The following is a 25,557-nucleotide window of genomic DNA, read 5'->3' as shown; positions in this document are numbered from 1 at the left end:
CCAGCTTATTGTTATCTTATTATTCTATTTTGCATTTGTAGCGTATTCTTCATTTCGCTTAATCATTTGTTTTCTATACCAAGCAAAGATACCAATATAGAACACTAGAAAGACAATAACACCAAAGATAGCTTTGATATCGCCTGTTGTAGCATTTCCGATTGTCCAACCAAGTAATTTTTCAATTGGACCTTCAAGAGTAGAGTGGGTAATCAATTGTGTGCTAGCTACCCCTTTAGGAAATGCATCTACGCCTTTCGCTAAGTCCGTAACAAATGGCGCAATAAGTGTTCCAGATAGAAGGAAGAGCGGAAGCAACAAAGTTCCAAATGCAATCATTCGGATAAGCTTACCACGTGTAACAACCAGAAGTGCTGGAGTAACACCCATTGCAATAATCCCAGCAAGTGGCAAAATACCATTTCCGACTTTAGAAAGAAGGACTGCTTCTACTAGCATAATTGGTGCTAAAACATTGGCACATGCCCAGATTTCTGCACGACCTGCGATAAATGGCCAGTCAAGTCCAATATTGAATTTACGTCCTTGAAGACGTTTTGTTGCAACATTTGTAATTCCTTGTGAAAGAGGTTCTACTGCCGCGATGAACCAAGAACCAATAAGTGAGAACAATTCCAAGCAGACACCAGCTGTCAAACCAAGAGACAACCAACCTTTGATAACAAGTGACCATTTTGCTGCTTCGGCAACGCCAGATACTGGATGCGGCGTTCCCATAATTCCAATTACAATCCCAAGGATAAATCCAATGAAGAATTTAGAGCCCCAGAAACCAATTTTCTTATTCAGCTTGGCAGCGTCAAAATCATACTTATCCAGCCAAGGGAAAAATTTATCAAAAATCTTATCCAAAACCATAATGACTGGATTCATCATGTAGTTCATGTGAGTAGATGTCATTGGAGACGAACTTGGTGCATTGAGCAAGTCATCAAATGTTGGCTTCATTAAATCCGAGTTAATAATTTTCATTACTCCAACGAGTACAACAGCAAGCGTTGCGACAAAGAGAGAAACACCTTGGCTAACACCATTATTGTCCGCATACCATTTGATCAATAGACCTGTGATTGATAGATGCCAAATATCAAAAATATCAACATCTAAGGTATCTGTCTTTTTTGTAATCAACATCACAACATTGACGATGAGCATAATGAGTAAGAAGTAAAGCGTCCAAGCAGAACCCCATGTAATCGTCGCCAATGGTGCCCAACCAACGTCTGTAATATTAAGTTGAATTCCTGTATTTTCAACGAATTTCGCAAGTGAAGCCGAGAAAGCACCATTTAACATACCGATAATGGCACCAATACCCGTAAGAGCTATGGCAAGTTTAATACCACCTTCCAAAGCTTTGGAAAACTTCACTCCAAAGCATAAAGCAAGCACCGTCAAGACTATCAACATGATAATTGGTGCACCCATATCCAAAATGGGTTTAAAGAAGCGATTCGCTAAGTCAATAATGACATTCATAAAAAATCCTCCCGATTTTATTTTTTGAATGATAGTGAATGAAAAGTGAAATAACTATTTCAGTAGATAAAAATTGTTTTTATCTAGCGTTTCAATTTTTCATTTTTTTGTTTTTTTCTAATGAATTACTTTAACTAAGTCCATGTTCCTTAATAGCTGCTTCAATATTGTCATATACTGGTGCACTCATGGCTGGAATACGGAATAAAATTGGTCCTGCTTCAATAACAGGAATCCCCGGTTCAAATCCCAAATCCGTGGCTGCTATTGGTGTGAAAATATCATAACCTTTTATCAAGTCTTCATTCACATCTTTGACCATTACCGCATCGCATTGGACATCATAGCCGCGATTTGAAAGTTCTTCTTCAAGAGCATTTTTAATTTGGTGGCTTGAGTTTACTCCTGCTCCGCAAGCTGCTAAAATTTTAATCATTGTAACATCCTCCATTTTTATTTTTAATGATTTATTGTTTCCGATATATAATGAAATAGTTTATCTGCCTCATCCAGCTCGGATAAGGACTCTAGGTTGCCGTCAGCAGTAAAGAAATCCATCAATTGAGCCAATATATTCGTTTGACTGGCATTAGAATTATTGATAATGAAGAACAAAAGCGATACTTGTACTTCATTTGACGGAACAATCATATTATGAAAAGTCACCGGCTGATCTAAGCGGACTACAACCACCTTTTCTGCTAAATTATGGACAATATCCGTATGCGGAATTGCTACATTCGGCAAATCTTTCCCTAAAAATTCCATGTCCAGCCCCGTAGGAAAGGACTTCTCTCGCTCAATCAAGGCGTCTTTATAAGAAGACGTTACAATGTGCCTCTCCTCAAGGAGATTTGCAACCTGATTGAAAAGCTCTTCTTGACTGTCAGCATGCAGACAAAAGACTAAATCTTTATCGAACAACTGATAAAGTTCCATCATAGCCTCCTTCTATTTTGTTCTATTTTGTTTATAATCGAATTATATCATTATATGTAAACGGTGTCAATAGTTTGTTTTGTTTTTTTATGTTATTTTTTGTTTGACAATATTTGCGTGAGATGTTATGATGTTGTTGTGAAATAAAAAAAGGAGGTATAACAATGAAAGTTATACTAGGTACAGACCGTGATGGTTTTGAGTTAAAAAATAAAGTAAAAACTCATTTACTCCAACTTGGTTATGACATTAAAGATCTCAACGAACAAGAAGGTGCTGCTGATTTTGTCGACTCTACAGATGCTCTTGTTGAAGAATTGCGAAAAGATGATACTGCCCGTGGTATTTTGTTTGATCGCTTTGCAATTGGTTCTTATATGGTTGCGAATAAACACCGTGGCATCATTTGTGCTGCTGTTTCAGATGAGCATTCTGCCATGATGACCATTCGTCACAATTCTACACGCATTATCACTCTCGGTGCAGCTATTCTCGGTGAAGAATTGGCAAATGCCTGTGCAGAAGCTTATTTAAAAGCTGACTATGATGCTGGACGCCACCAAGTTCGCATTGATATGCTTAATAAATTATGTTAAAGGGTAGGAGGAAAAATTATGAAAATCGCTCTCGGCTGTGACCATATCGTAACAGATACAAAAATGAAAATTTCTGAACATTTAAAAGACCTCGGTCATGAAGTCATTGATGTCGGAACCTATGACTTTCACCGGACTCATTACCCAATCTTTGGTCGTCTGATTGCAGAAGATGTTGTTTCAGGAAAAGCTGATCTTGGAATTGCCCTTTGTGGTACAGGAGTCGGTATCTCTGCTTCTGCTGACAAAGTTCCCGGTACTCGTGTAGCTCTTGTTGGTGACGTTCTAACCGCACGCTATGCAAAGAAAGAACTCAATGCAAATATCATCGCTTTTGGTGGACGTATTCTTGGTCAAAATCTGATTCATAATATCGTTGATGTCTTTCTTGAAACAGAGTACGAACCAACAGAAGCCAACAAACAATTGATTGAAAAAATCGATAATAGCATTGAAGTTAATCCTGAAATCGCTAAAAATGACCATATTTTCGATGAAGAAAATGCTAAATGGGCTCGCGGTGAATACCACGACTAAAAACTCAATACTCAGAAAAACAGGCTCAGTCTAATATGGACATGGCCTGTTTTTAAATAGGATGTGTCAATACCGCACGAAAGATACAAAACAAAAATCACCTGTTCCTCTATGAACAGGTGATTAAAATATTAACTATAAAACATTTGTATATGATTTATACTTTTCTTTGACCTTTGGTGAGATATGATCATCTGTGATTACTGCATCCAAATCATCCAACTGATAGAAACAATAGAAGGAATAGCTGTCAAATTTGCTATTATCTGCCACAATGTACTTTTCAATCGCATTGTTCAAGATAATAGCATTGCCATTTCCTTCTTCTTCATTGGCAGTCGTGACATTATGACCGTCAATTCCATTGACACCAATAAATGCTTTAGAAACTTTGATTTCTTTCAATAATTTATTAGCAAATTGTCCGACAAACGTTTGTGTCTTCACCCGATAACGACCGCCAATCAGGATAATATCACAATTGGGATTATCTTTTAATTTTTCAAAAATAGGAAGCGAATTTGTCACAATACTCACACTTTTATCAGCCAAATAATCTCCGATAAAATCCGTCGTTGTTCCCGAACCGATAAAAACTGTATCACCAGAAAAAATCAAATTGGCACATTTTTGAGCAATTGTTCGTTTTTCTTCAATATTTAACATCGTTTTTTCAGTATGGGAGGCTTCATTCAAGCCATTTTTTACTTTTTTGTGAGCTCCTCCATGAACACGAGTCAACAAACCTTGCTTTTCCAAGTCAATCAAATCACGACGTATCGTCATATCTGTTACATCTAGTAACTCTTTTAAGTTCTTAACAGAAACCACTCCTTGCTGATCCAATTCTTGGAGAATCACTCTATGCCGTCCTTCTTTCATTTTGTCTCCTTTCTAGTTTTATATAATTTTATTCCTCAAATATATTATACAACAATTTATTCATTTTGAAAAATTAAAAACAATATTTTTTTTGATTTTTGTAAAATATTGTTTGACTTTGTTTTATTTGTGTTCTATAATTGAACTATACAAAACAAAAGGAGTCTGAAGATGACAACAAAACAAAAAAAATTAAAACGTTTATGTGATAAAAACGGAATTATCGGCGCTTTGGCTATTGACCAACGAGGGGCTTTGCGTCGTATGCTTGGTGAAGATACTCCAGTTGAACAATTGGAAACCTTTAAAGTGCTAGTTTCGAAATACTTAACAAAATACGCTTCTTCTATTCTTCTTGATCCAGAGTTAGGTTGGAAAGCGGCGGAAGCTCGTGATAAAAACGCTGGATTATTAGTTGCCTATGAAAAAACAGGTTATGACAAAACTGTTCCCGGTCGCTATCCTGACCTCGTCGAAAATGTCTCCGTCCAACGCCTCAAAGCAAACGGTGCTGATGCTGTGAAAGTCTTACTCTATATAGATATTGACGAAGCTAGAGCAGTCAATGACATCAAAGAAGCCTTTATCGAACGGATTGCTTCTGAATGTAAAGCAGAAGACATGCCATTTTTCCTTGAGTTGGTTTCTTATGATGCCAAGGTGACAGATGAAAAGGAATATGCCAAACTCAAACCTCGCAAAGTCATTGAAGCAATGAAGCTTTACTCACAAGAACGATTTGGCGTAGATGTTCTCAAAGTTGAAGTTCCAGTCAATATGAAATATGTTGAAGGATTCGCAGAAAATGAAGTTCTTTACACCAAAGAAGAAGCTGCTGCCTTCTACAAAGAACAAAGTGATGCAACTTCTCTTCCATTTATTTTCTTATCTGCTGGAGTATCCGCACAGCTTTTCCAAGATACACTTCGCTTTGCTAAGGAATCCGGATCAACTTTCAACGGTGTCCTTTGCGGTCGTGCAACTTGGGCTGGTGCTACCAAAGCATACCAAGAAGGTGGCGAAGCTGCTACAATTAAATGGCTTGAAACAATAGGTAAACAAAATATTGTTGAATTAGATGCCGTTCTCCAAGAGACTGCTACGCCTATGGTATTTAAATAACTTTGTATCTCCTTATAAAAACATAAAAAGACGAATCGTTATTCGCCTTTTTATTATTGTATAATTACTTATCACCTTTATTACGGATGACAAATCCTGTTTTCTTCTCACTTGAAGTATTGCGAGGTTTTTTGTGGTCTTTGCGGTAACGCTTTTCTTTGTCAAAGCGATCGTGGCGACCACTCTTTTTGTAATTGTCACGCCCATTAGTACGGTCACACCGATCATTACTACGACGTCTATTTTTGCTGTTACGATTGCCTTTATTAGCTCCCGGAACATACTTAAATGGTAATGGCTTTTCACGCACGATTTCTACTTCTGGTAGAGTGTCTGGATCTTGTACGGTTAAGGTCAATATGTATAAAGCCAATTCTTCCGGTGTAAATTCAGTTGCCAACTTGCGAGCGTCTTTGCCAAACTTTTCAAATTGGTTGCGAATGTTTTCATCCGCAAAATCTCGCTCAATCTTTTTAAGTGCAACTTTTTTCTTAGCTTGAAAGGCTTCTTCTGCAGTGGCTGGTTTCATGCCTTTCATACGTTTTTTGGTCAAACTTTCAATGATTTGAAGATAACCCATTTCATTTGGTGCAACAAATGTAATGGACTGACCAGACTTTCCAGCACGACCTGTCCGCCCAATACGGTGTACATAACTTTCTGGGTCTTGTGGAATGTCATAATTGTAAACATGTGTAACACCAGAAATATCCAAACCACGCGCAGCAACGTCTGTCGCAACAAGAACATCTAAATTTCCGTTTTTAAAGTCGCGAAGAACACGGAGACGTTTTCCTTGGTCTAAATCACCATGAATCCCCTCTGCGCGGAAACCACGGATTTTAAGCCCACGAGTCAATTCATCAACTCGGCGTTTGGTACGCCCAAAAACGATAGAAAGTTCTGGTTGTTCCACATCCATTAGACGTGTCATGGTATCAAATTTTTCATTTTCTTTTACACGGATATAATATTGATCCACCAGTTCTGTTGTCAATTCTTTTGCTGCAATTTTGACATGTGTTGGCTCTTTCATAAACTTCACGCCAATCCGCTTGATAGCATCTGGCATAGTAGCTGAAAAGAGAAGGGTCTGACGCTCTTCCGGCACGCGTGAGATGATTGCTTCAATGTCTTCTAAGAAACCCATATTGAGCATTTCATCCGCTTCGTCTAAAATAAGCGTTTCTACATGATTGAGTTTCAGTGCTTTGCGCTTAATGAGGTCTAATAAACGTCCTGGAGTTCCAACAACAATGTGCGCGCCTGAACGGAGAGCCTTGATTTGCTTTTCAATGCTAGATCCACCATAAACAGAGCGAACTTTCACTCCTTTACTTCGACCAAAGCGGAAGAGTTCCTCTTGACTTTGGACAGCCAATTCACGAGTTGGTGCAATGACTAAAGCCTGAACAACAGGATTTTCTGTGTTAATTTTTTCAAGAGTCGGAAAACCAAAAGCGGCTGTCTTTCCTGTACCAGTCTGAGCTTGTCCAATCACATCTTTTCCTGCCATAGCAAGTGGGATTGTTTGTTCTTGGATTGGGCTGGCTTCCACAAAGCCTGCTTTGTCAATTTCTGCTAGTAATTCAGCAGACAAATGTAATTCATTAAATTTCAATTTTTTCTTCTTTCTAAAAAGGCAGTGCGAAGCCACCTTATAAAACATAGTTATTTGCAACTTATCTAGTATAACACAAAGAATGATAAAAAGATAGGTTTTATTTTTTACTTCCACGCCGTACGCATGAAGAAAATGCATGTAACCCTTTTTCTCGGAATACATACATTTTTCAAGCAGATTTACCGATTAAAACTAAATACATTCATTTTGAATGAATTATAGCATAAATTATACTTAAAAAGTGATATTTATCGTGAAAACACGCTAATTGAAAACGATAATTTCTTCATGCACTTGGCGTATTTTACTTTTTATTGGCTAACCATTTCAAAGCTTTGGTCAATACAATCCAAAGAATAAGACTGATAATAACTATATAAATCCAAGCATTTTTATCATTAGACAACGGAAGTGGCACATTCATACCAAAGAATCCCGTGATAACTGCTAGGACTGCTAGGAGGACTGAAATAATTGTTAAAACAGTCAAATTATCATTCAGATTGTTGTTCAAAATATTGTTGTAAGAACCTGACAATTGACTGAGAACTTGAGAAATCAAGTCTGTCATTGCTACTAATTGGCGAGCTTCAATCATGACATCGTCAAACTGCTCTTTTGCAATCTCATCTAAATGGCGATAAATTGCATGTCCTTTAATGTGCTCTAACAGCATACGATTTTGCTTTGCAGCTGCTACCAAATAGACTATGGAAGTTTCTAAGTCTGCTAAAGCAAAGAGATTTTTCTTGGTGGTCGTTTTGTGCAATAACTGATTAATACGATCCTTTGTCTCATCCATTTTTTCAATTACAGGATAATAAGAATTGCACACTAATTCTAAACTAGCAAATAGAAATTTATAAACTGTTACAGGCTCATGGTGTTCAATATAGTTTTTCATCATATCTACGACATAAGTATTTGCTTTATTGCTGACTGTTAAGAGTTTGTCTTTCTGTACAATAAAGGTCATAGGAATAGTTTCATAATAGTCCTTATCCCTTTTTAAGTTTAATACGTTGAAAATAAAAACGACTGTTCCTGTTTCACGATTGTAATCCATGTGTGCTCGTTCATTTTTATCTAGCGCGTACTCAATCGTTTCTTCATCAATATTGTATTCCTTATAAGAATCTGGATGTTGACTTAAAATATCTGCATCTAAGTTTATCCAAGACATTCCATTTTTCAACTTTTTTTCAATAAACACCCTTTTCCCCTTTCTTGACTTTAAATAATCTAAAGGATTGAGAAAAACGCTCAATCCTTCATCAATCGTTATTGTACTTCTTTATCTAATGCTTGATATGCTAACAAACGAACTCACTTAACCCAGTTCTGTTTCAAAAATCATTATGATAAAACTCCAATAATAGCATAGTTTTTATGTGAATCACTTCGTTAATATGCCGTGGCAAGTCTCACATCTTTTTAATTGAGTTTGAACTAAATCCTCTGAAGATAGATAAAGCTTCCTATTTTTCCTAGCGTTACTAACTGCGTCGAACAATTCGATCATAATTGTTCGACGCAGTTAGTAAAACACCTAGCTAAGTCCCATATAGAACTTGGCGTTAGTTACTTAGATTGCTTTGCAATCAAGTAACTTTGGAGTGTTACGATACAGAGTCAGACGAATCGATTTTATTCGTCTGACGAAGTTAGTAAGGCAGTTAGCTAGTCCCCCTACAGTGGCTAGCGTCCAACAATTAGGAACCTTCAGTTACTAGTCATTGGCAACGTCTTACATTTTCTCTAACTGAGTTCGAGCTAAATCCTCGGAAAATAGATAAATCCTCCTAGAAGCAATCGCTTCTTCGTCAGATTTCCTAATTTTCTGTCGGATTTTTAACGCTCTCACATCTTCTCTTCCAACTTGACATCTGGATATTTATCGGTAAACCAGCGCAAGGCAAAGTCATTTTCAAAGAGAAAGACAGGCTGGTCAAAGCGGTCCTTGGCTAAAATATTGCGGCTGGAGGACATACGCTCGTCCAGATCATCTGGTGAAATCCAACGGACCGTCTTTTTGCCCATGGGTGTCATGATTACTTCGGCATTGTATTCATTTTCCATGCGGTGCTTAAAGACTTCAAACTGAAGCTGACCGACAGCTCCCAACATGTACTCACCAGTCTGGTAGTTGGTGTAGAGCTGGATGGCTCCTTCTTGGACCAGCTGCTCAATTCCCTTGTGGAAGGATTTTTGCTTCATGACATTTTTAGCTGTAACCTTCATGAAAATTTCTGGGGTAAAAGTTGGCAGGGGCTCAAACTCAAACTTATTTTTACCAACTGTCAAAGTATCGCCGACTTGGTAGGTGCCGGTATCGTAAACCCCAATGATATCACCGGCCACCGCATTTTCTACATTTTCACGTGATTCTGCCATAAACTGGGTGACATTTGAGAGTTTGACAGTTTTTTTGATACGGGTCAGATTTACGCTCATACCGCGCTCAAATTCGCCCGATACGATGCGGACAAAAGCAATGCGATCACGGTGTCTTGGATCCATATTGGCTTGGATTTTAAAGACAAATCCTGAAAAATCCTTATCCAGCGGACTGATTTCCTGATTATCTGTGGTTTTGTGTCCATGAGGCTCTGGTGCAAACTCCAAGAAAGTGTCAAGAAAAGTCTGCACTCCAAAGTTAGTTAGGGCTGAACCAAAGAAGACAGGGGTTAATTCCCCATTAAAAATAGCTTCCTGTGAAAATTCATTTCCCGCTTCCTGTAGGAGTTCAATATCCTCCAAAACCTGAGCATAAAAGGGATTGTTGCCAAATATTTTTTCTCCCTCTTCGATGCTGGCAAAGCGTTCATCACCTTTATAGAGCTCCAGCCGCTGATTGTGCAAATCATAGAGACCTTCAAAGGATTTCCCCATCCCAATCGGCCAATTCATCGGATAGCTGGCAATACCAAGTACTTCTTCTAATTCTTCCAGCAAATCAAGGGGTTCACGTCCGTCGCGATCCAGTTTATTGATAAACGTAAAGACTGGGATATTGCGGTGTTTGACAACCTCAAAGAGCTTTTTAGTCTGGGCTTCAATCCCTTTTGCAGAGTCCACCACCATGACTGCTGCATCCACAGCCATGAGGGTACGGTAGGTATCTTCTGAAAAATCTTCGTGCCCTGGTGTATCAAGAATATTGACCCGTTTTCCAGCATAGTCAAACTGCATGACAGAAGAGGTCACTGAAATCCCCCGCTGTTTCTCAATATCCATCCAGTCAGATTTGGCAAAGTTTCCGGTCTTCTTACCCTTGACCGTACCTGCTTCACGAATCTCGCCTCCAAAGTAGAGCAACTGCTCTGTAATCGTGGTCTTCCCTGCATCCGGGTGAGAGATAATCGCAAAAGTACGGCGTTTTTTTATTTCATCTTGAATCGTCATTATATCCTCTTTTTCTTTTTTATACTTTTTCTTTCGATTTCTGTGAAAACTCTTATTACATTGGACTGCTCCTAACTTGTTTCAACCTACCTATTATAGCGGATTCAAAGGATTTTTTCAATTGCTTAGAACATATAAAAATCGCTCTTTTCGAGCGATTTTCTGTTTCTTGATACAAGAGACTACATTTTATAATCTCACAATTACACTAGCAAAGAGAAAAATTACCAATATCATGATTAAAACCAGTAAATAAATAATCCGTTGTTTTCTCATTTGAAGTTCTTCTTTTTCTTCTTCCGTCATGGAAAAAACAGCCTTGTTTCGGTTTAATAAGTATAAAATCAAGCCTTCTCCCCGTTGACTGCCAGCTGCCAAAACTCCCCAGAACTTAGGATGTTTCATCCCGCGAACCGCAGCATCTAATTCAACTAGTTTAAACAATTGATACACAAACAGCCCATTTGTTACGACGAGTAAGCCAATCAAGGTCAATAGATACCAAGTCATGATAGAACCTCCTATATTTTACGAATAATTTGTACTAATATATAACCTGTGGTGCCAACCACCAGAGCTACTGCCAACAAGGTCAGCAGATAACTCTTGGAGATTGGAATGATAAAAATAAAGAAAAGGAATAAAAGACAAATATTACATATAAAAGCCAGTAAAATCTTTTGGTTGCTCTTTACAACGTTCGTCGAATCTTCTAAGTGCTGAATCATGCGCTCATCTCCTTTCAGCAATTCATCCAAGCTAACCTGGTATAAATCACTTAACTGCAAAACATATAACATATCCGGATAAAATTTTTCTGTTTCCCAATTTGAAATAGTTTGTCTAGATACATTTAATTTTTCTGCGACATTTTCCTGTGTCAAGCCCCTCATCTGACGTGCTTCTTTTAATTTTCTTCCAATTTCCATTACCTCACTCCTATCTTTCTACTTTTATTTTACTATTTTCGTTTATAAAATCTAGCAAAATTTTTTTACATTGAGAAAAAACAATAAAAAATCCTGCCAAATAAATTTGACAGAGGATGTAATGCTTAAAGCTTTAAACTAATTTTGATTGCTTTTTCCATCGCCTTTTAAAATATTCATCAAAAAGGAGCAAAGCGGTGGCCAGAACCAGTGAGACAAGTACGTAATTCACCCATATCCGGTCTCCTTTTATAAGCGGGGGATGAGTCATCAATCCATAATTTCCACCAGTTACGGCATTGACACCAACTAAAAACAAATCCAAAGCAAATGTGTAGCCCACAATCTCATACTTCTTCAACAGCTGCTTGTCATAGTGGTTGATAAGATAAACCAGCGAATTAACCAGCAGGCAGTAATGCCCCAGAAAAAATGAAAAACTGGTGAGATGCGGAAAATCATAAGGGTCAAAAACTGGGTAACCAATTGCAAAAATCGCCCCGCTGACACCTAAAAGAGCAAAATACTGCTTGCTTCGACATTTATCTGGCAGCAGCAACATGGCAAACATGGCTAAGCGGCAATGATAAAAAGGCAGGTTATTTGCAAATGAAATATGGAAACCAAAATACCAAGAATAAAGTATAACTAATTGAAAAGCTTGTAAATATTTAAAAGTTTTCTGATACAGTGGGGTTTGCGCATAGCGAACTGAAATATAAATGAGGAAAAAGAGAGTTCCTATCATCGTCACATAGCCCATAGCAGAAATGGGAGGTGGTGCTGTCTTTTGAGTCGTTAAAAAATCATTCAGCATAGCTTAATTTTCCTGTCTTACTGTTTCTTCTTGTTCTTGTCTGATTTGTTTAAAAATCAGAGAGACCACGAAAATTGCTAAAATCAAGGTCAATGAAACAAAAATATAGTTAGCAATCATTCCATGACTTCCAACTAAAGGTGGTACTTTCAAAAAACCATAATTTCCACCGCTCACCAGATTTATAAATATCAATAAAAGATTCATACTAAAGCTAATCTCTACAATTCGCCGTAAATTCAATAACTCGCTATCATAATGATTCAGCAAATAAGTGAGAGAATTTCCCAAAAGAGCATAGTGACCAATCAAATAGGAGACTAAAGTGATGTGAGGAAAAGCAAATGGATCAAATAAAGGATAGACCAATGCACAAATAGGTCCAAATACTCCTAAAAGCGCAAAATACTGTTTATAGGTTGAAGAATCAGGCAGTAGCAAAACGGCAAACATCGCCAATCTGCAATGATAAAAAGGAAGTGATTCAGAAATTGGTGACAAGGTCTCAACATACCAGCCATAAAGCACTAAAATTTGTAAACCTTGTACAGCTTTCAAAAAGTTCTGATAGCGCCTGTTTTTATGATATTTTACAGCACTATACATGACATAAATGATTCCTAAAAACATCATTCCATACCAAAATGGAGTTAATTGAGGGGCCTCCGTTTTATAACTTGTAAAAAATTCTTGTAGATTCATCTCCTACTCATCCATCCTATTACTTAATTCTTTGATAACACTTAGCTTTCTTGTTGTAGCGACAATACCTAACTTCTTTTCAAGAAAATTATTATTTAACTTCTTTTTTCTGGCATCTCTTGGTAAATACATATAAAGGCAAGCAGTTCCAACTGCAAATATTTCGTCCATAAAGTTCATTACTTGCAGTTCTGCCAATTGCTCCGTTGAAATGTGATTGTTTGTAAAAACGAGATGAATCCGTGATGAATCCAACTCCTCAGAAAAGGGATTTCCTAAAATAGCCCTTTCTAAATCGGACTTTTCTTTTACGATAATGGATAAATTTGCACCAATGCTTTCCAATATCACCTGATGCATGTGTTGTGCTAATTCTTCGGCTGGTAGGCTTGTTTCGCAAATCACATTGCCTGATTGAATATAACTTGAAATATTATCTAAACCAGATTGTTCCAACATTTGAACCAAATCACTCATCTTAGGGATCCGATTTGGTCCTGTTGGCATCACGCCACGAAGGAGGGCAAGATACTGTACTTTATTGTTATCCGTCATTCTCCAATTTCTCCACTAAACTAACTAAGTTCATAGAGTTACTTCCTTTTATCAGCAATTGGTCCGTTGGTTTGAGTGCTTCTTTAACAGCTTTTACTAAGTCAGAAAATTGATCTTTTTCAGCATTTTTTACAAAATAATGGGCTTTTCCAGGCGGGAAAATTTCCTTAGCATAGGCAAATAGAGCAGCCATGTCCTCTCCATAAAGGAAAATTTCTGAGAGAATTTCTGGATTTAGGCTGGTTATCATGGCACTATGCATTTGTTTAGAATCAACCCCCAATTCTTTCATATCAGCTAAAACTGCCAGTTTCCGACCTTTTTCATTAAACGGAATCGTTGAAAATGTCTCTAAAATCAATCGCATAGCGGTTGGATTGGCATTGTAAACATCTGAAAGGATATCCGCACCATTTTTAGCTTTCTTCCACTCGGTGCGATTTCGTGTTAATTCAAGCGTTGCAAATGCTTTTTGGATCTTATCTTGTGTTACTCCTTCTTTCAATGCCACATAAGCTGCAATCATGGCATTTGTTGCATTGTATTTCCCAGTTACTGGAAGGTCAATGGCGTTATCTAAGAAATTGGGTTCAAAAGTCAAACTATCTTTTCGTTCTTCTAATTTCGTTAGGAAAATATCTTCGTCTGGACCAAAACGGACTACATTTAGCTGGCTCGGTAGAAAATCATTAATAATCTTGTCCGCTGGAACAACCAAAAGAGCCCCGTCTTTCATGCCGTCGACAATTTGCATTTTTCCTTTTGCAATTTCATAACGACTTTTAAAGAATTCTAAATGCGCTTCGCCAATCAGCGTCACAATACCTACTTTTGGCTGCGCAATTGTGGACAGAAGGTGAATATCTCCCATGTGATCTTGTCCCATTTCCAAAACGAGTTTTTCCGTATCATCTGGCATGTGTAAAACAGTATAAGGAAGACCAATTTCATTATTGTAGTTTCCTTGCGTTTTATAAGTCTTGTAAGTTGTTGACAAGAGGTGAGCCAGCATATCTTTGGTCGTCGTCTTACCATTAGAACCCGTAACTGCAAAGACATCTACCTTCATTTTTCCCAGATAATACTGTGCCAAACGCTGCAATGCTGCCAACACATTATCAACTAAAATATAAGGATAATCGCCCAATTTTTTTTCTGACAAGGTTGCCGCAGCACCATTTTCAAATGCTGTCGCAATAAAGTCATGCCCATCACGTGCTCCTTTAAGAGGCAAAAATAAGTCTCCTTCTTCAATCAATCGACTGTCAAATTCTGCCTTTCCAAATGTACAATCTGGAAATTGATGAACATCATTTTTTGCTTTCAATACAGAAGCTACTTCATAAAACGTTAATTGCATTTTTTCACCTATATGTCTTAAATTTCTCTAACTCTCTCATTATACCACAGAATAACCTACTTTTACACACACTCGCCAAAGACATACTAAAACAATAGAAAAAAGAACCTTTTGGCTCTTTCAATCTTGTCTTACAACAAATGCTCTTCATGTTTTGTAAATGTTTCTTGCGCTAAGAGAACTAATTTCTCAATCAAATCTGTATAAGAAATGCCCATATTTTCCCAAAGCAGCGGATACATCGACCATTTAGTGAAACCTGGCATCGTGTTTAACTCATTAAGGAAAATCTCGCCCTTATCAGTATAAAAGAAATCGCAGCGAGCTAAACCAACACCGCCAATAGCATGGAATGCTTTTTCAGCATATTGCCGCATAGTGGCAATGACATCTTCAGAGAGTTTTGCAGGAATATCCATGGTGATTTTGTTGTCAATGTACTTGGCTTCGTAGTCATAGAAAGCAACATCTTTCACTACCTCACCTGGCAAACTGCTTTTGGCTCCTTCATTTCCAAGTAAACCAACTTCAATTTCACGCGCATTGACACCTTGCTCAATCAAGACACGGCTATCATATTTGAAAGCCAATTCAAGAGCAGAGCGCAATTCATCTTGATTTTCAGACTTAGAAATGCCGACACTAGAGCCCATATTTGACGGTTTTGTAAAAACTGGATAAGTTAGATTGGCTTCTACTGCTGCAATCTTTTCGTCTATATTTTCCCCTTCAATCACTGCTACATAGGGAACTTGCGGAATGCCAGCAGAAGCTAATACACGTTTAGTCGTGATTTTATCCATAGCCACACTAGAAGAAAGGATATTGCAACCCACATAAGGTATTTTCAACACTTCAAGAAATCCTTGGATAGACCCGTCCTCTCCCATTGGACCATGAAGAACGGGGAACACAACAGCTCCTTCTTCGTAAATATCACTCGGCTTCATTTTTTGACTCTCAATGACGGTATCATTTGTCATCAATTTTTCATCATCAGCAGGTTTGCGTGAAAATTCTTGCGTCTTGATAAAGTCACCCGCTTGTGTGATAAAATAAGTCTTCACAAAGAATTTATCATAGTCAATCGCACGCATGACACTCTCCGCTGATAAGACAGAGACCTTTCGTTCGGCACTGCGACCACCGTAAAGGAGAATAATTTGTTGTTTTGCCATTTTTATACCTAACCTTCTTATCTTAAAAGAAATCTACAAATTTAATCGCTTTTTAGTATATCATATTTTAGATTGTTTTTGAATAGAAAAAGAGCTTTCATTTTCTTTTAAAGGAAAGCTCTATTTTCTTTTTTACAATTCTGTACGATTCTCAATAGCCCGAAGCAGCGTTACTTCGTCTGCATATTCAATATCAGAACCAACTGCTAATCCACGAGCCAGGCGCGTTACCTTGATACCAGCTGGCTTTAACACCCTCGAGATATACATGGAAGTCGCTTCCCCATCTGCTGTCGCATTGGTTGCCACAATTACCTCTGTTACCTCACTATCCATCAACCGTGTAATGAGACTTTTCAGATTGATGTCGTCTGGTCCAATACCATTCATAGGAGAAATCAATCCCTGCAAAACATGGTACAAACCATGGTATTCTTGAATATTTTCCATAGCAGATACATCTCGGCTATCTTCTACAACCAAAATAGTAGATTGATCCCGTGTCTCATCGGTGCAGATAGCACAAGGATTATCATCCGTTAGATTACCACAAATAGAACAATAGGTCAGCTCACGTTTCGCTGCAAGCAAATTTTTAGCAAATTCATTGACATCATCATCACTCATACCAATGGTATAAAACGCCAAACGCGTTGCTGTTTTTATGCCAATTCCTGGTAATTTTGAAAAGCTATCAATCAATTTTGCAATCGGTGTTGGATAAAGCATAGTATCCTTTCTAATTCATTGGATGCTGTTGATGATACAAGTTAATAATATCACGAGTTATACTATGGCTAACGGTTGACGATAAGTTTGTATTGTGCGGGAACACAACTGCCACTGCAATCTGCGGGTTGTTACTTGGCGCATAAGCCACTACATTCGTATTAATGGCTTCCTTTCCACCTGCAAAGGTTTCTGCTGTCCCTGTTTTGGCGCTAATCGGCACTGCTTCACCTTGTGACAAAGTACGCCCTGTAGTAAATCCGCTTGTACCATGAACTACCTGATAAAAACCTTGTCGAATCAAATCCATATTCTCTTTTGAAATATCAACTTTATTCAGCTCTTTGGTTGACTTGGATTCAATCAGCTTTCCAAGCCCGCCCGTCTCATTATTGTCATAAATTCCTTCTACTAAGTGCGGCGCAATACGAGTACCGCCATTAGCTACCGTTGCAGCATATTGCGCCAACTGCATTGGAGTATAGTTATCAAACTGCCCAAAAGCATTGGTTAAGTAGTTCGCAAACGTATATTTCTTAGGTGTGTAACCTTCTGATTCACTTGGCAAATCAATTCCTGTAGATGCTCCCAAGCCATATTGAGCAAAAGCTTTACGCAATTTGTCCATAGAGGAGTCCAAATTCGTTAAATCAATTGCCATATTGGGCGTATAAGGCGTTCCCATCATATTTAAAGCTAGTTGAACCATATAAGTATTGGATGAATATTCTAGTGCCTCTAAAGCCGTAATTTGACGAGCTCCATATTGCGTGAACCAAGAAGTGATGGCAGAGGAGCCTCCAAAAGAAATTGGTTGATCCGTCATAACTTGATTTCCTGTGATGGCTCCAGATTCCCAGCCAACTGTTAAAGTAGCTCCTTTCACTACAGAGCCCGGCACAAAGTTGTTCATAATCGTTCCAAGAGAGTCTGTTGTTAGTTCTCCTGTATTGGTATCGTGCTTCAGACCAGCCATGGCTAAAATAGCACCCGTTTTAGGATTCATCACAACAGCATATACGCCTTCAGAATATGTCGCATTTCCGCTCGCTAATTCCGCACTAAAATACTTTCTCAAAATGTCTTCTACACCGTTCTGAAAAGCTAAATCTGTTGTTAATTTTAGATTATTTCCCTTACTACCATTGAAAATATTTTTCACGCTTTCCATATTTCCATTTTTATCAAGATTGATTTCTTTGACTGCGCGTTTTCCTTGAAGTGTAGACTCATATTGTTTTTCCAAATAACTCGTCCCAACACGATCATTAAGAGAATAGCCTTTTTTCAAATAAGCATTCACTTCTTCTGCGGGTAGCCCTGCCTTTTCACTTGAAACGCTTCCGATGATAGAAGCCAAAGAAGTATCCAACACTTTCCTGTCCCAGCTGGTGGTAATACTGATACCAGACAGTTCTTTCGAGCTAGAGGCGATTGTCGCAATCTGATCAGCTGATAAATTATCCGTACGAATATTTCCCGTTTCAAAATTAGAAATAGCATTCATCTGACTAAACAAATAAATAGCTTTTTTATCTTCATCTGAGTAGTTTAACTTTGCTAAATCAACATTCTTAACGGCATTATTATAAATCTGAGACTCTGCCAAACGATTTCCATCTGTACCATATTTTTTATTTTTAGGCAGCTGATTAACGACCTTCTTATAAACCTCGCTGTCTGCCAAATAATAATCTACTTGTTGACGCTCAGTAACATCTGCGCTGGAAATAGAAACCAATGGAAGCAATTTTTGAGCAATTTCTTTAATCTCTGCAGCCGTCATTTTGTTGCTGCGTGTGAAAGAGACAACTTGCTTGGTTGTATTCTCAACCAAAGGTTTCCCACTCGCATCATAAATCTGCCCCCGAACCGAACTGGTTGTCACTTTAGTCTTGCTAGCTGTCGCTAATTTTTTTGTATAAAAATCTCTATGGACAACCTGCATATAGCCCAAACGCACAATTAAACTCATAAACAGTAAAATCACAATTCCAAATAATAAATTCAAGCGTCGTGGGATTGAATGGCTATTAAATGTTCTTTTTTTCTTAGACATGGTATCTCTCATTCTAGTCAAAATGCTATCTTTTATTGTACCATAAATCCACCTAAATGAAGTCGTGGAAAATGGAAAACATTGATAAAAAACACAGCTAAAAAATGAAAGCTTTGCATGATATTAAAAAGCCCTGCTTACGCAGAGCCTCTTAATATTATATTGGACTTATTTTCCAAGATAGTATTCTTTCACTAGATTCAATTTTTCATCAAATTCAAATACAAGCGGTGGGAAGTTAGGAATTTCCACATTCATGATTTCGTCATCTGACAATTTTTTGATGTGTTTTACAAGGGCACGAATAGAATTACCATGTGCACCTACGAATACATTTTTACCGTCTTTCAAAGCTGGAGCGATTTTATCTTCCCAGAATGGAAGAGCGCGTTCCAAGGTTACTTTCAAGTTTTCTGCATCTGGAATAACTGAGTCATCAAGATTTGCATAACGACGGTCAGTGTGTGCTGAATATTGATCATCTTTTGCCATAGCTGGTGGCAATACATCATAAGAACGGCGCCAAATATGAACTTGTTCGTCACCCCATTTTTCAGCTGCTTCAGCTTTGTTTTGACCTGTCAAACCTCCATAGTGACGTTCATTCAAACGCCATGACTTTTCAACTGGCACCCAAAGTTGACCTGCCGCTTCAAGGGCAAGATTTGTTGTTTTGATAGCGCGTGTCAAAACAGATGTGTAAGCTTGGTCAAACTCAATACCAGCTTCTTTAATCAATTTACCAGCATCAATAGCTTGTTGCGTCCCTTTTTCAGACAAATCAACATCAGCCCAACCTGTAAAGAGGTTTGCTTTGTTCCATTCAGACTCACCGTGGCGAGCAAAAACTAATTTTACCATTAGAAATTCTCCTTTGATTTTTGAAAACTGTCTCACAGTCACTACTATATTTTACAAAATTTTTTCAAAAAAATCCAGTATCAATGGGAGAATATTTGATTTTTGATAATTTACTTTATTCAAGCAATGTACATCAATTCCTTAACTATTTTTCGAGCACTCAGGGCAAATTCCGTACATCAAAACTTGTGTCTTTGTAATTTTATAACCTGTTTGTTCTTCAGCTTCACGCTTCAAATCAGGAATATCCACATCTTCAAAGTCTGCAATTCGACCACATTTTTCACAGACAACATTCAGATGTTCATGCCCCATAAAATCAAAATAGGTTGTCTTATCATGGCTAATTTTGATTTCTTCTACAAAACCCTCTTCCACCAAAACTTTGAGATTGTTATAAACCGTTGCTAGACTCATCTTTGGAAAATTAGGCAGCAAATCAGAATAAATCTTTTCAGCACTTGGGTGCTCATGTGTCCGAATCATATAAGCAATGACTGCTTTTCGAGTTTCTGTAATACGTACACCTTTGGCTTTTAATCGTTGAATAATATTTTCATAATCACTTTGGTCTGTGATTTCTAAATAAGGATGTAAATTCATTTCCTACTCACTCATCATTATTTTTCCTTTATTATATCACGAAAATATAAGAATGCGTATTTAGAATGATTGTAAATAAACACAAATGATAAACTTCAACATCATTTTTACCCCTTTTATTTCCCCCTGAACACGGAAAAAACCTGTTGGACAACGAATAAATGTTGATACAACAGGCTTTTTTAATCTCAATTATTTAACAGCGTCTTTTCAATATTAATATTTTCCGTTAATTTTATATAGTAGAAATTCTTTTTATATAAGGAGTTATAAATAGCAAACCTATTTAAATTTATTTAATAAGTCCGAGTAAGTTTTGGACTTATGCCCCAGTTTTGCCCCAACAGAGCTTTCTGGATTCTTTGGGGCATAAAAATTAACCTGTGATTTCTTTTACGCTATTATACCACTTTCCGGCCACGAAAAAAAGCCCTCTGGATTTTCCAAAGGGCTCTACTTATCTTATTTTATCCTATAAGTTACGCCTGCATAGATGAGGTCGCTTGACAATCCATTTAGCGCTTGAATATTCTCTACTGTTGTACCATATTGAGCAGCCATGCCAGAGAGGGTATCTCCCCATTGTGCTATATGGTAAGACACATTTTGAGGAGCTGATTGTCCTTGTCCTGTCAGTTTTAGAACTTGTCCTACATAGATATAGTTTGGATTGCTAATGCCGTTCAGAGCTGCTAACTGTTGATAAGTCGTGCCATATTGAGCGGCAATTCCAGAAAGGGTATCACCCGGCTGTACCGTGTATGAGCCAGACTGCTGAACAGTTGGAGCTGATGCAGGTTGGCTATTAGTAGTAGAGATAATCTCTGCATTTCGTTTGTAAATCCAAGAGTTAATACCTGCTAACAGCACCTTGTCACCGCTCACCTCTGCTACTTGATAAGACCGACCTTTAACCCAATCAGGGATTCCTTCTCCTGTCGCCCAGTTGGTAGCCGAGAAATTAACCTTGACTGTGTCACCAGCTTTAATATCACTTTTTGGTGTATTGTCAGCTTTTTCTCCCTCTTTGATAGCTGGTGTCTGTGTTTTAGGCGTGTTTTTGCGACCGTAACCATTATCTGTGATACCCGTCAAGTCTATATTGCCATCAAGTCCACCTGCAATATAAGTCGACGTAAATTGAAAGATAGCAATTCCCGGAAGAGATGGGAAAAAGTTATAATTTGGTGATGGCGTCACGTTGTAATCTGGATAAGCTGCTATCCAGAGACTATTCGGAAATTCAGCTAGAATCCGGTTATAATCAACGTGATCAAGTGTGTAAGGCTTGTATGAGTAGTATATAGGCGTGTAACCCGCTGTCTTAATCATACGCATCCCATGCAAAATTGCATTTGTATTAGCTTCTTTGCTGGCGCTCGCTCCGCTCTCATAGTCCAGAGCTACAATTGACCCTTTCGGTGTTTGAACCTGCGGCAGGAAGTTTTTAAGTACTTGTTCTCCTAAAGCAGCATTGCCGCCTACTTCATACCAAACATAAGTGTGAGCACGTTTACCCTGTGCGATAGCACTTGCCACTTGTGTTTCGTAGGTTGACTGCCCGTACATACCATAGGCATTGATACCGCCAATTTGGATAATAGCAAACTTGTCATGCCCATAACCAAAGATACCGTTTGTTCCTTGATAAACAGACCAGTCCACGCCTTGGTCTCCTACTGCCGCTTGTGCAGCAGTAGGAAGCATGAAACCAAGTACGATTGTAACAAGAGCTAAAAGCTGCTTAATTTTCTTTTTCTGTGTCATCTGCTGTGTCTCCTTTTTTATTTTTAAAAGCCAATTCGTAATAGCCGATAGCAGATAAGCCGGCAATTAGCCCGCCCCAACCATACGCAGCATAATCACCATGCACAATGGTTGCAGCGTATGCAATCCCTACAATAATGCCTAAACCCAGAGCTAGTGCAGATACTTGCTTTCCGTCTAGTTTAAATTGTGTCTTAACAACATTTATGATTGCTGAAATGATTGGGGCAACAATGCCCGCTGTAATTAAAATTTGTTGCATCTTATTTCTCCTTTTCAATTTTGCTTTCGAGCTTGTCGATTTGCTCATCAAGGTAATTCGTTCTTTCTTCTAAGCGATAAGTCCGTTCAACTATGCTATTGTGTTTTTCTACTTTCTTCTCTAACTCTTGTATTCGAAGAGTAGTTATCTTAGCGCTCGCCACAATTCCGCCAAATGTACCAATTAACGTTGTAACAATTGGCACAACAGCATTTACAACATCAGGTGCCATGTACTACTCCTTCTTAGTAGGAGCGTCCCAGATTGGTTCGCCCGCTTCGTCAAATTTCATGATGTAAAATGCTTTATCAAACATATTTGTAAAGCGAAAAGTCGTAATGGAATTATTGTAGCGGTCAAACGCCCACACAAGCGGAACTTCTACCAACTTACGCTTACCACCTACAATTGCAGGACGCTTTTGTGTTTCCTTATAAATGTAGTAGTCATCCGTATCATTTTTAAAACGGATAAACTCGCCGTTTTCATCCATGTACCTAAGAGCCGTCTGTAAGTCAAACGGTTCTGTAATTGTGTCAACATTTAAAAGTTCTGTCATTTTCTTTTCTCCTTTATTTTTAATAAGCCCAAATAATTTGACCTCGGTAATTCATACCCTTTTCAGCACCCATAATATGCAAACTTCCATCAGCATTTAACTGAGCAGTCCTATCTTTATCTTTGTTCAAACTCCACGCTTTCACAACAAACATTCGAGCGCCTGCAACATATTCTCGAGGGACGCCACAAATGGCTTGATTTCCGTCCTTGTTAAAAGTAACGTCATAATCGACTAATATAAGATTACCTTGCACTTTCCATCGAACACCCGAATTAAAGGTTGATTGTTTCCAATCTGTGTAATTGTTGGCTTTTAAATATAATTCTGCAAATTGACAATCAATAAATAGAGCTTCCCTTTCGTCTTCTAATTTTCCAAAACGAATTTGTGCAGTGTTTCCTCGAACAAAAGGATAAACACCATTTAAGAGCATTTGTATAATGTCGTATTCAGAATCGACATTTGCAAAAAATAGTTGCCCAGAATTCAACCAAACTAACGGCATAATTGTTGGTTTGACATCACTTTTCTTATTTCTGCCCGGGCGACCGTTTGTTAAAATTCCATCGTCGCTCAAAAGTGTACTAGTGTCATATGTCACATCATCGATAATGCCCCAAACATCATCCGTACTTGTACGCACCCAATGTTTTCGCAAATCAATTAAACCTGCAGTCACATTACCCAAATCGGAAGTCAATGCACTCAACTTTTCAACGTTCAACTTGTCAGCTGTTACTGCCCCGTTTACAATCATGTCTGCTTTAACCTTGAGCAGCTTAGCGATGATTTCCACCCATTCAGGATTTTGCGAAATCATGCTGGCCAGCGTTTGACCGTTTACTATTTTCTCAGAGCTAGAGACCAAACCGTTTTCGTCAATTTTGATTTGGTTCTTCTTGACGGTATTATTGTTCAGTTCCTGCACAGATTGTGTAATCTGATTCGCCCGCTGGTCAAATGTGGCTTGCGAGACCTTGCTTCCGACCTCTTGCTTAACAGCCGCAAACTGACCGTCCACGCCTTGCTTGTACTCGGCGAGCTTGGTGTCGGTATAATTCTTGCTATCCTCGACTGCTGGCGCCCAACTTGACGGAATTACGTTTGATAATGTGAGTGACGGCTCTGCTATCTTGTAGTGTCCGTTTTGCGTTGCAAACAAATAAAAGAAATTCACGCCTTCAAAATTAGCGTAACTATTAAACGTGTGCAGTAATTCAACAATGTGCCATTTGTTTCGAGGTAAGCCTCCCAAGCCTTTAAAAACATAAGCTATATTTTTAGAGTAGTTTTTTAATACAAGCGTTAAGCCTGCATTTATAGGAACGTCAGAAAAAATGTAAATAGGCATTCTGACAGCGATTGTGTCGCCTTTTTTGAATGCGCTAACGCTTGCATTTAAGGTGATTCCCTTCCACACGTTTTTGTTTTGACCAGTCACAGTGACCTCAATTGAGTTGTGACTGTTATAGTCATTTTGATTGAGTTTTAACGTAGCACCATTTACATTATTAACGTCTGCAAGCGTCTTAAACTCTGTATTTAAGAGTAAGTTACTAGTTCCTGTCCGCAACTCCTCAAAACGTCGATTTACGCCTTTAACGTCTTCGGTATACTGGCTTTTGCCCACGTAGTTTTGAGCTACTGCGCTTCGTTCAGATGCAATCTGCTTAGCTGTCTCTTCTCGGCTGTACTGCTCCAACTCCTCCCTGCGCTTACCATCATTCGCCACGTAGGACTTGACGGCTACCATGTCTGTTTTGAGACCTTCCGCAGTTTTTTCAAACGTGGTTTTAGCAGCAGATATTTTCTCGTCAGCATTTTTAGATAGTTGGCTCATCTCCTCTCGGATTCCGTCTGCAGTCTGCTTGGCCTCTGTTTTGCTGGCTTTGTCAGCAAGCTGGCTAGTTATCCGAGAGAGATTTTGCTCGTTGGATTGTTCATAGGTCGTCTGTTGCGTGCGGATAGCGCCAACATCTTTCTTGACTTGCTCAATCTTAGCGGAGCTTTCCGCTTTTTCTTTGAGCAGGTCTGTTTTAACATCGCTCAACCCTTGCTTGGTCTGCTTCATTTCCTCTTGCAAAGCATTGAGAGGGACTGGATCTGCAGGGTCACCTTTGTCCCCTTTATCACCTTTTGGTACAACAATGCTCTTGTTGTCCGAGAACGTCACCTTGACCCCGTCCGCTTGCTTTTCAGCTTTAGCGACCGTGATAGATTTTCCGTCAGAACCTTTCGCACCGTCATTGACGTTGGTAAAAGTAACTTGCTCTCTAGCAACCTCCTTATTATCAACTAAAGCAATAGCGGTCAACACTAATTTGCTGGACATGCCAGTCGCCTTAACCTCAAAAGTTGGAGACGTGCCAAATCCTTGATTATCAACTAACCATTTCCACGTACACTCAACTGGCTTCTGCCCTCTCTTTAAGCTCGGATAGATTGTTGATTGTCCTTGATTGTTTTTAAAGACAATCCCATTGTTGGTCGCAAGTTTAATTGTGTAGGGCGTTGCTTCAAGCGTCAGTTGCTCCACTCTTTGCAATAGCTCGTTGGCAATCTGACTCG

General features: G+C 38.5%; 25 protein-coding genes and 1 pseudogene. 3 read left to right on the top strand and 23 right to left on the bottom strand.

Annotated elements, in window-relative coordinates; translation table 11 throughout:
• Window positions 1-24: 24 nt before the first annotated feature.
• The 3 genes from HMPREF2574_RS08890 to HMPREF2574_RS08880 form a co-directional block, all read right to left on the bottom strand.
• Window positions 25-1,500 carry a PTS galactitol transporter subunit IIC gene (locus HMPREF2574_RS08890; protein WP_070241841.1) on the bottom strand — a complete coding sequence of 492 codons (1,476 nt, stop codon included), beginning with the start codon at window positions 1,498-1,500 and terminating at the stop codon, window positions 25-27.
• 130 nt (window positions 1,501-1,630) lie between these two features.
• A complete protein-coding gene (locus HMPREF2574_RS08885; protein ID WP_003023769.1) occupies window positions 1,631-1,936 on the bottom strand; it encodes a PTS sugar transporter subunit IIB in 306 nt (101 codons plus the stop codon).
• Window positions 1,937-1,959: 23 nt separating this feature from the next.
• Window positions 1,960-2,439, bottom strand: a complete 480-nt coding sequence (locus tag HMPREF2574_RS08880) for a PTS sugar transporter subunit IIA (protein ID WP_003023767.1) — start codon at window positions 2,437-2,439, stop codon at window positions 1,960-1,962.
• Between the two features lie 164 nt (window positions 2,440-2,603).
• On the opposite strand from HMPREF2574_RS08880, the gene lacA reads away from it, so the two are divergent.
• Both lacA and lacB read left to right on the top strand, forming a co-directional pair.
• Complete coding sequence (lacA, locus tag HMPREF2574_RS08875) at window positions 2,604-3,035, top strand: galactose-6-phosphate isomerase subunit LacA (protein ID WP_021001918.1); 432 nt, start codon at window positions 2,604-2,606, stop codon at window positions 3,033-3,035.
• A gap of 18 nt (window positions 3,036-3,053) precedes the next feature.
• On the top strand, window positions 3,054-3,572 hold the full coding sequence (gene lacB / locus HMPREF2574_RS08870; RefSeq protein WP_024052811.1) for a galactose-6-phosphate isomerase subunit LacB: 519 nt from the start codon (window positions 3,054-3,056) through the stop codon (window positions 3,570-3,572).
• Window positions 3,573-3,707: 135 nt separating this feature from the next.
• Here lacB and HMPREF2574_RS08865 read toward each other — a convergent pair whose 3' ends face one another.
• Window positions 3,708-4,454, bottom strand: a complete 747-nt coding sequence (locus tag HMPREF2574_RS08865) for a DeoR/GlpR family DNA-binding transcription regulator (protein WP_024052812.1) — start codon at window positions 4,452-4,454, stop codon at window positions 3,708-3,710.
• 171 nt (window positions 4,455-4,625) lie between these two features.
• On the opposite strand from HMPREF2574_RS08865, the gene lacD reads away from it, so the two are divergent.
• A complete protein-coding gene (gene lacD, locus HMPREF2574_RS08860; RefSeq protein WP_024052813.1) occupies window positions 4,626-5,576 on the top strand; it encodes a tagatose-bisphosphate aldolase in 951 nt (316 codons plus the stop codon).
• A 64-nt stretch (window positions 5,577-5,640) separates the two neighbouring features.
• Here the strand turns inward: lacD and HMPREF2574_RS08855 are convergent, their stop codons facing one another.
• The 19 genes and pseudogenes from HMPREF2574_RS08855 to HMPREF2574_RS10610 form a co-directional block, all read right to left on the bottom strand.
• A complete protein-coding gene (locus HMPREF2574_RS08855; protein ID WP_070812500.1) occupies window positions 5,641-7,197 on the bottom strand; it encodes a degradosome RNA helicase CshA in 1,557 nt (518 codons plus the stop codon).
• Between the two features lie 307 nt (window positions 7,198-7,504).
• Entirely contained in the window at window positions 7,505-8,413 is a 909-nt protein-coding gene (locus tag HMPREF2574_RS08850; RefSeq protein ID WP_070812475.1) for a magnesium transporter CorA family protein, read from the bottom strand.
• 647 nt (window positions 8,414-9,060) lie between these two features.
• Window positions 9,061-10,605, bottom strand: coding sequence for a peptide chain release factor 3 (locus tag HMPREF2574_RS08845; protein WP_024052816.1), 1,545 nt, complete (start codon window positions 10,603-10,605; stop codon window positions 9,061-9,063).
• A gap of 189 nt (window positions 10,606-10,794) precedes the next feature.
• The gene (locus HMPREF2574_RS08840) at window positions 10,795-11,115 is read right to left on the bottom strand and encodes a hypothetical protein (RefSeq protein ID WP_024052817.1); all 321 of its coding nucleotides are present in this window, start codon (window positions 11,113-11,115) and stop codon (window positions 10,795-10,797) included.
• A gap of 11 nt (window positions 11,116-11,126) precedes the next feature.
• Window positions 11,127-11,534, bottom strand: a complete 408-nt coding sequence (locus tag HMPREF2574_RS08835) for a helix-turn-helix transcriptional regulator (RefSeq protein ID WP_024052818.1) — start codon at window positions 11,532-11,534, stop codon at window positions 11,127-11,129.
• A 133-nt stretch (window positions 11,535-11,667) separates the two neighbouring features.
• Window positions 11,668-12,351, bottom strand: a complete 684-nt coding sequence (locus tag HMPREF2574_RS08830) for a YwaF family protein (protein ID WP_070812474.1) — start codon at window positions 12,349-12,351, stop codon at window positions 11,668-11,670.
• Between the two features lie 3 nt (window positions 12,352-12,354).
• Window positions 12,355-13,053 carry a YwaF family protein gene (locus HMPREF2574_RS08825; RefSeq protein ID WP_024052820.1) on the bottom strand — a complete coding sequence of 233 codons (699 nt, stop codon included), beginning with the start codon at window positions 13,051-13,053 and terminating at the stop codon, window positions 12,355-12,357.
• 3 nt (window positions 13,054-13,056) lie between these two features.
• Window positions 13,057-13,608 (bottom strand): DUF1697 domain-containing protein, encoded by a 552-nt coding sequence (locus HMPREF2574_RS08820; RefSeq protein WP_070812473.1) that lies wholly within the window; start codon window positions 13,606-13,608, stop codon window positions 13,057-13,059.
• Window positions 13,598-14,968 carry a UDP-N-acetylmuramoyl-tripeptide--D-alanyl-D-alanine ligase gene (gene murF / locus HMPREF2574_RS08815; protein ID WP_070812472.1) on the bottom strand — a complete coding sequence of 457 codons (1,371 nt, stop codon included), beginning with the start codon at window positions 14,966-14,968 and terminating at the stop codon, window positions 13,598-13,600. Before murF ends, HMPREF2574_RS08820 begins: the two co-directional genes overlap by 11 nt.
• Before the next feature lie 131 nt (window positions 14,969-15,099).
• On the bottom strand, window positions 15,100-16,146 hold the full coding sequence (locus HMPREF2574_RS08810; protein WP_024052823.1) for a D-alanine--D-alanine ligase: 1,047 nt from the start codon (window positions 16,144-16,146) through the stop codon (window positions 15,100-15,102).
• Window positions 16,147-16,278: 132 nt separating this feature from the next.
• The gene (gene recR / locus HMPREF2574_RS08805; protein WP_003023742.1) at window positions 16,279-16,875 is read right to left on the bottom strand and encodes a recombination mediator RecR; all 597 of its coding nucleotides are present in this window, start codon (window positions 16,873-16,875) and stop codon (window positions 16,279-16,281) included.
• Between the two features lie 10 nt (window positions 16,876-16,885).
• Window positions 16,886-18,946 (bottom strand): penicillin-binding protein PBP2B, encoded by a 2,061-nt coding sequence (gene pbp2b, locus HMPREF2574_RS08800; RefSeq protein WP_180363996.1) that lies wholly within the window; start codon window positions 18,944-18,946, stop codon window positions 16,886-16,888.
• A 156-nt stretch (window positions 18,947-19,102) separates the two neighbouring features.
• Window positions 19,103-19,795, bottom strand: a complete 693-nt coding sequence (locus HMPREF2574_RS08795) for a phosphoglycerate mutase (RefSeq protein WP_003023729.1) — start codon at window positions 19,793-19,795, stop codon at window positions 19,103-19,105.
• 141 nt (window positions 19,796-19,936) lie between these two features.
• Entirely contained in the window at window positions 19,937-20,398 is a 462-nt protein-coding gene (gene perR, locus HMPREF2574_RS08790; protein WP_070811386.1) for a peroxide-responsive transcriptional repressor PerR, read from the bottom strand.
• A 462-nt stretch (window positions 20,399-20,860) separates the two neighbouring features.
• Complete coding sequence (locus tag HMPREF2574_RS08785; RefSeq protein ID WP_070812470.1) at window positions 20,861-22,165, bottom strand: LysM peptidoglycan-binding domain-containing protein; 1,305 nt, start codon at window positions 22,163-22,165, stop codon at window positions 20,861-20,863.
• On the bottom strand, window positions 22,143-22,427 hold the full coding sequence (locus HMPREF2574_RS08780; protein ID WP_024052754.1) for a hypothetical protein: 285 nt from the start codon (window positions 22,425-22,427) through the stop codon (window positions 22,143-22,145). Before HMPREF2574_RS08780 ends, HMPREF2574_RS08785 begins: the two co-directional genes overlap by 23 nt.
• Before the next feature lies 1 nt (window position 22,428).
• Window positions 22,429-22,659, bottom strand: coding sequence for a hypothetical protein (locus HMPREF2574_RS08775; RefSeq protein ID WP_070812469.1), 231 nt, complete (start codon window positions 22,657-22,659; stop codon window positions 22,429-22,431).
• Window positions 22,660-22,662: 3 nt separating this feature from the next.
• The gene (locus HMPREF2574_RS08770; protein ID WP_070812468.1) at window positions 22,663-22,986 is read right to left on the bottom strand and encodes a hypothetical protein; all 324 of its coding nucleotides are present in this window, start codon (window positions 22,984-22,986) and stop codon (window positions 22,663-22,665) included.
• A gap of 19 nt (window positions 22,987-23,005) precedes the next feature.
• Window positions 23,006-25,557, bottom strand: a pseudogene (locus HMPREF2574_RS10610) (hypothetical protein); the annotation flags it as partial.

Source organism: Streptococcus sp. HMSC034E12 (genome assembly GCF_001835915.1).
Lineage (GTDB): Bacteria > Bacillota > Bacilli > Lactobacillales > Streptococcaceae > Streptococcus > Streptococcus vaginalis.
This window is presented reverse-complemented; position numbering and strand designations above follow the sequence as displayed.

Coding starts and splice junctions, on each gene's coding strand:
- HMPREF2574_RS08775 (WP_070812469.1), bottom strand. CDS start 22,659: ATGGCACCTGATGTTGTAAATGCTGTTGTGCCAATTGTTACAACGTTA.
- HMPREF2574_RS08770 (WP_070812468.1), bottom strand. CDS start 22,986: ATGACAGAACTTTTAAATGTTGACACAATTACAGAACCGTTTGACTTA.
- lacA (WP_021001918.1), top strand. CDS start 2,604: ATGAAAGTTATACTAGGTACAGACCGTGATGGTTTTGAGTTAAAAAAT.
- HMPREF2574_RS08845 (WP_024052816.1), bottom strand. CDS start 10,605: ATGACGATTCAAGATGAAATAAAAAAACGCCGTACTTTTGCGATTATC.
- lacB (WP_024052811.1), top strand. CDS start 3,054: ATGAAAATCGCTCTCGGCTGTGACCATATCGTAACAGATACAAAAATG.
- HMPREF2574_RS08785 (WP_070812470.1), bottom strand. CDS start 22,165: ATGACACAGAAAAAGAAAATTAAGCAGCTTTTAGCTCTTGTTACAATC.
- HMPREF2574_RS08840 (WP_024052817.1), bottom strand. CDS start 11,115: ATGACTTGGTATCTATTGACCTTGATTGGCTTACTCGTCGTAACAAAT.
- HMPREF2574_RS08885 (WP_003023769.1), bottom strand. CDS start 1,936: ATGATTAAAATTTTAGCAGCTTGCGGAGCAGGAGTAAACTCAAGCCAC.
- HMPREF2574_RS08830 (WP_070812474.1), bottom strand. CDS start 12,351: ATGCTGAATGATTTTTTAACGACTCAAAAGACAGCACCACCTCCCATT.
- HMPREF2574_RS08880 (WP_003023767.1), bottom strand. CDS start 2,439: ATGGAACTTTATCAGTTGTTCGATAAAGATTTAGTCTTTTGTCTGCAT.
- HMPREF2574_RS08795 (WP_003023729.1), bottom strand. CDS start 19,795: ATGGTAAAATTAGTTTTTGCTCGCCACGGTGAGTCTGAATGGAACAAA.
- pbp2b (WP_180363996.1), bottom strand. CDS start 18,946: ATGAGAGATACCATGTCTAAGAAAAAAAGAACATTTAATAGCCATTCA.
- perR (WP_070811386.1), bottom strand. CDS start 20,398: ATGAATTTACATCCTTATTTAGAAATCACAGACCAAAGTGATTATGAA.
- recR (WP_003023742.1), bottom strand. CDS start 16,875: ATGCTTTATCCAACACCGATTGCAAAATTGATTGATAGCTTTTCAAAA.
- HMPREF2574_RS08835 (WP_024052818.1), bottom strand. CDS start 11,534: ATGGAAATTGGAAGAAAATTAAAAGAAGCACGTCAGATGAGGGGCTTG.
- HMPREF2574_RS08825 (WP_024052820.1), bottom strand. CDS start 13,053: ATGAATCTACAAGAATTTTTTACAAGTTATAAAACGGAGGCCCCTCAA.
- lacD (WP_024052813.1), top strand. CDS start 4,626: ATGACAACAAAACAAAAAAAATTAAAACGTTTATGTGATAAAAACGGA.
- HMPREF2574_RS08780 (WP_024052754.1), bottom strand. CDS start 22,427: ATGCAACAAATTTTAATTACAGCGGGCATTGTTGCCCCAATCATTTCA.
- HMPREF2574_RS08865 (WP_024052812.1), bottom strand. CDS start 4,454: ATGAAAGAAGGACGGCATAGAGTGATTCTCCAAGAATTGGATCAGCAA.
- HMPREF2574_RS08890 (WP_070241841.1), bottom strand. CDS start 1,500: ATGAATGTCATTATTGACTTAGCGAATCGCTTCTTTAAACCCATTTTG.
- HMPREF2574_RS08810 (WP_024052823.1), bottom strand. CDS start 16,146: ATGGCAAAACAACAAATTATTCTCCTTTACGGTGGTCGCAGTGCCGAA.
- murF (WP_070812472.1), bottom strand. CDS start 14,968: ATGCAATTAACGTTTTATGAAGTAGCTTCTGTATTGAAAGCAAAAAAT.
- HMPREF2574_RS08820 (WP_070812473.1), bottom strand. CDS start 13,608: ATGACGGATAACAATAAAGTACAGTATCTTGCCCTCCTTCGTGGCGTG.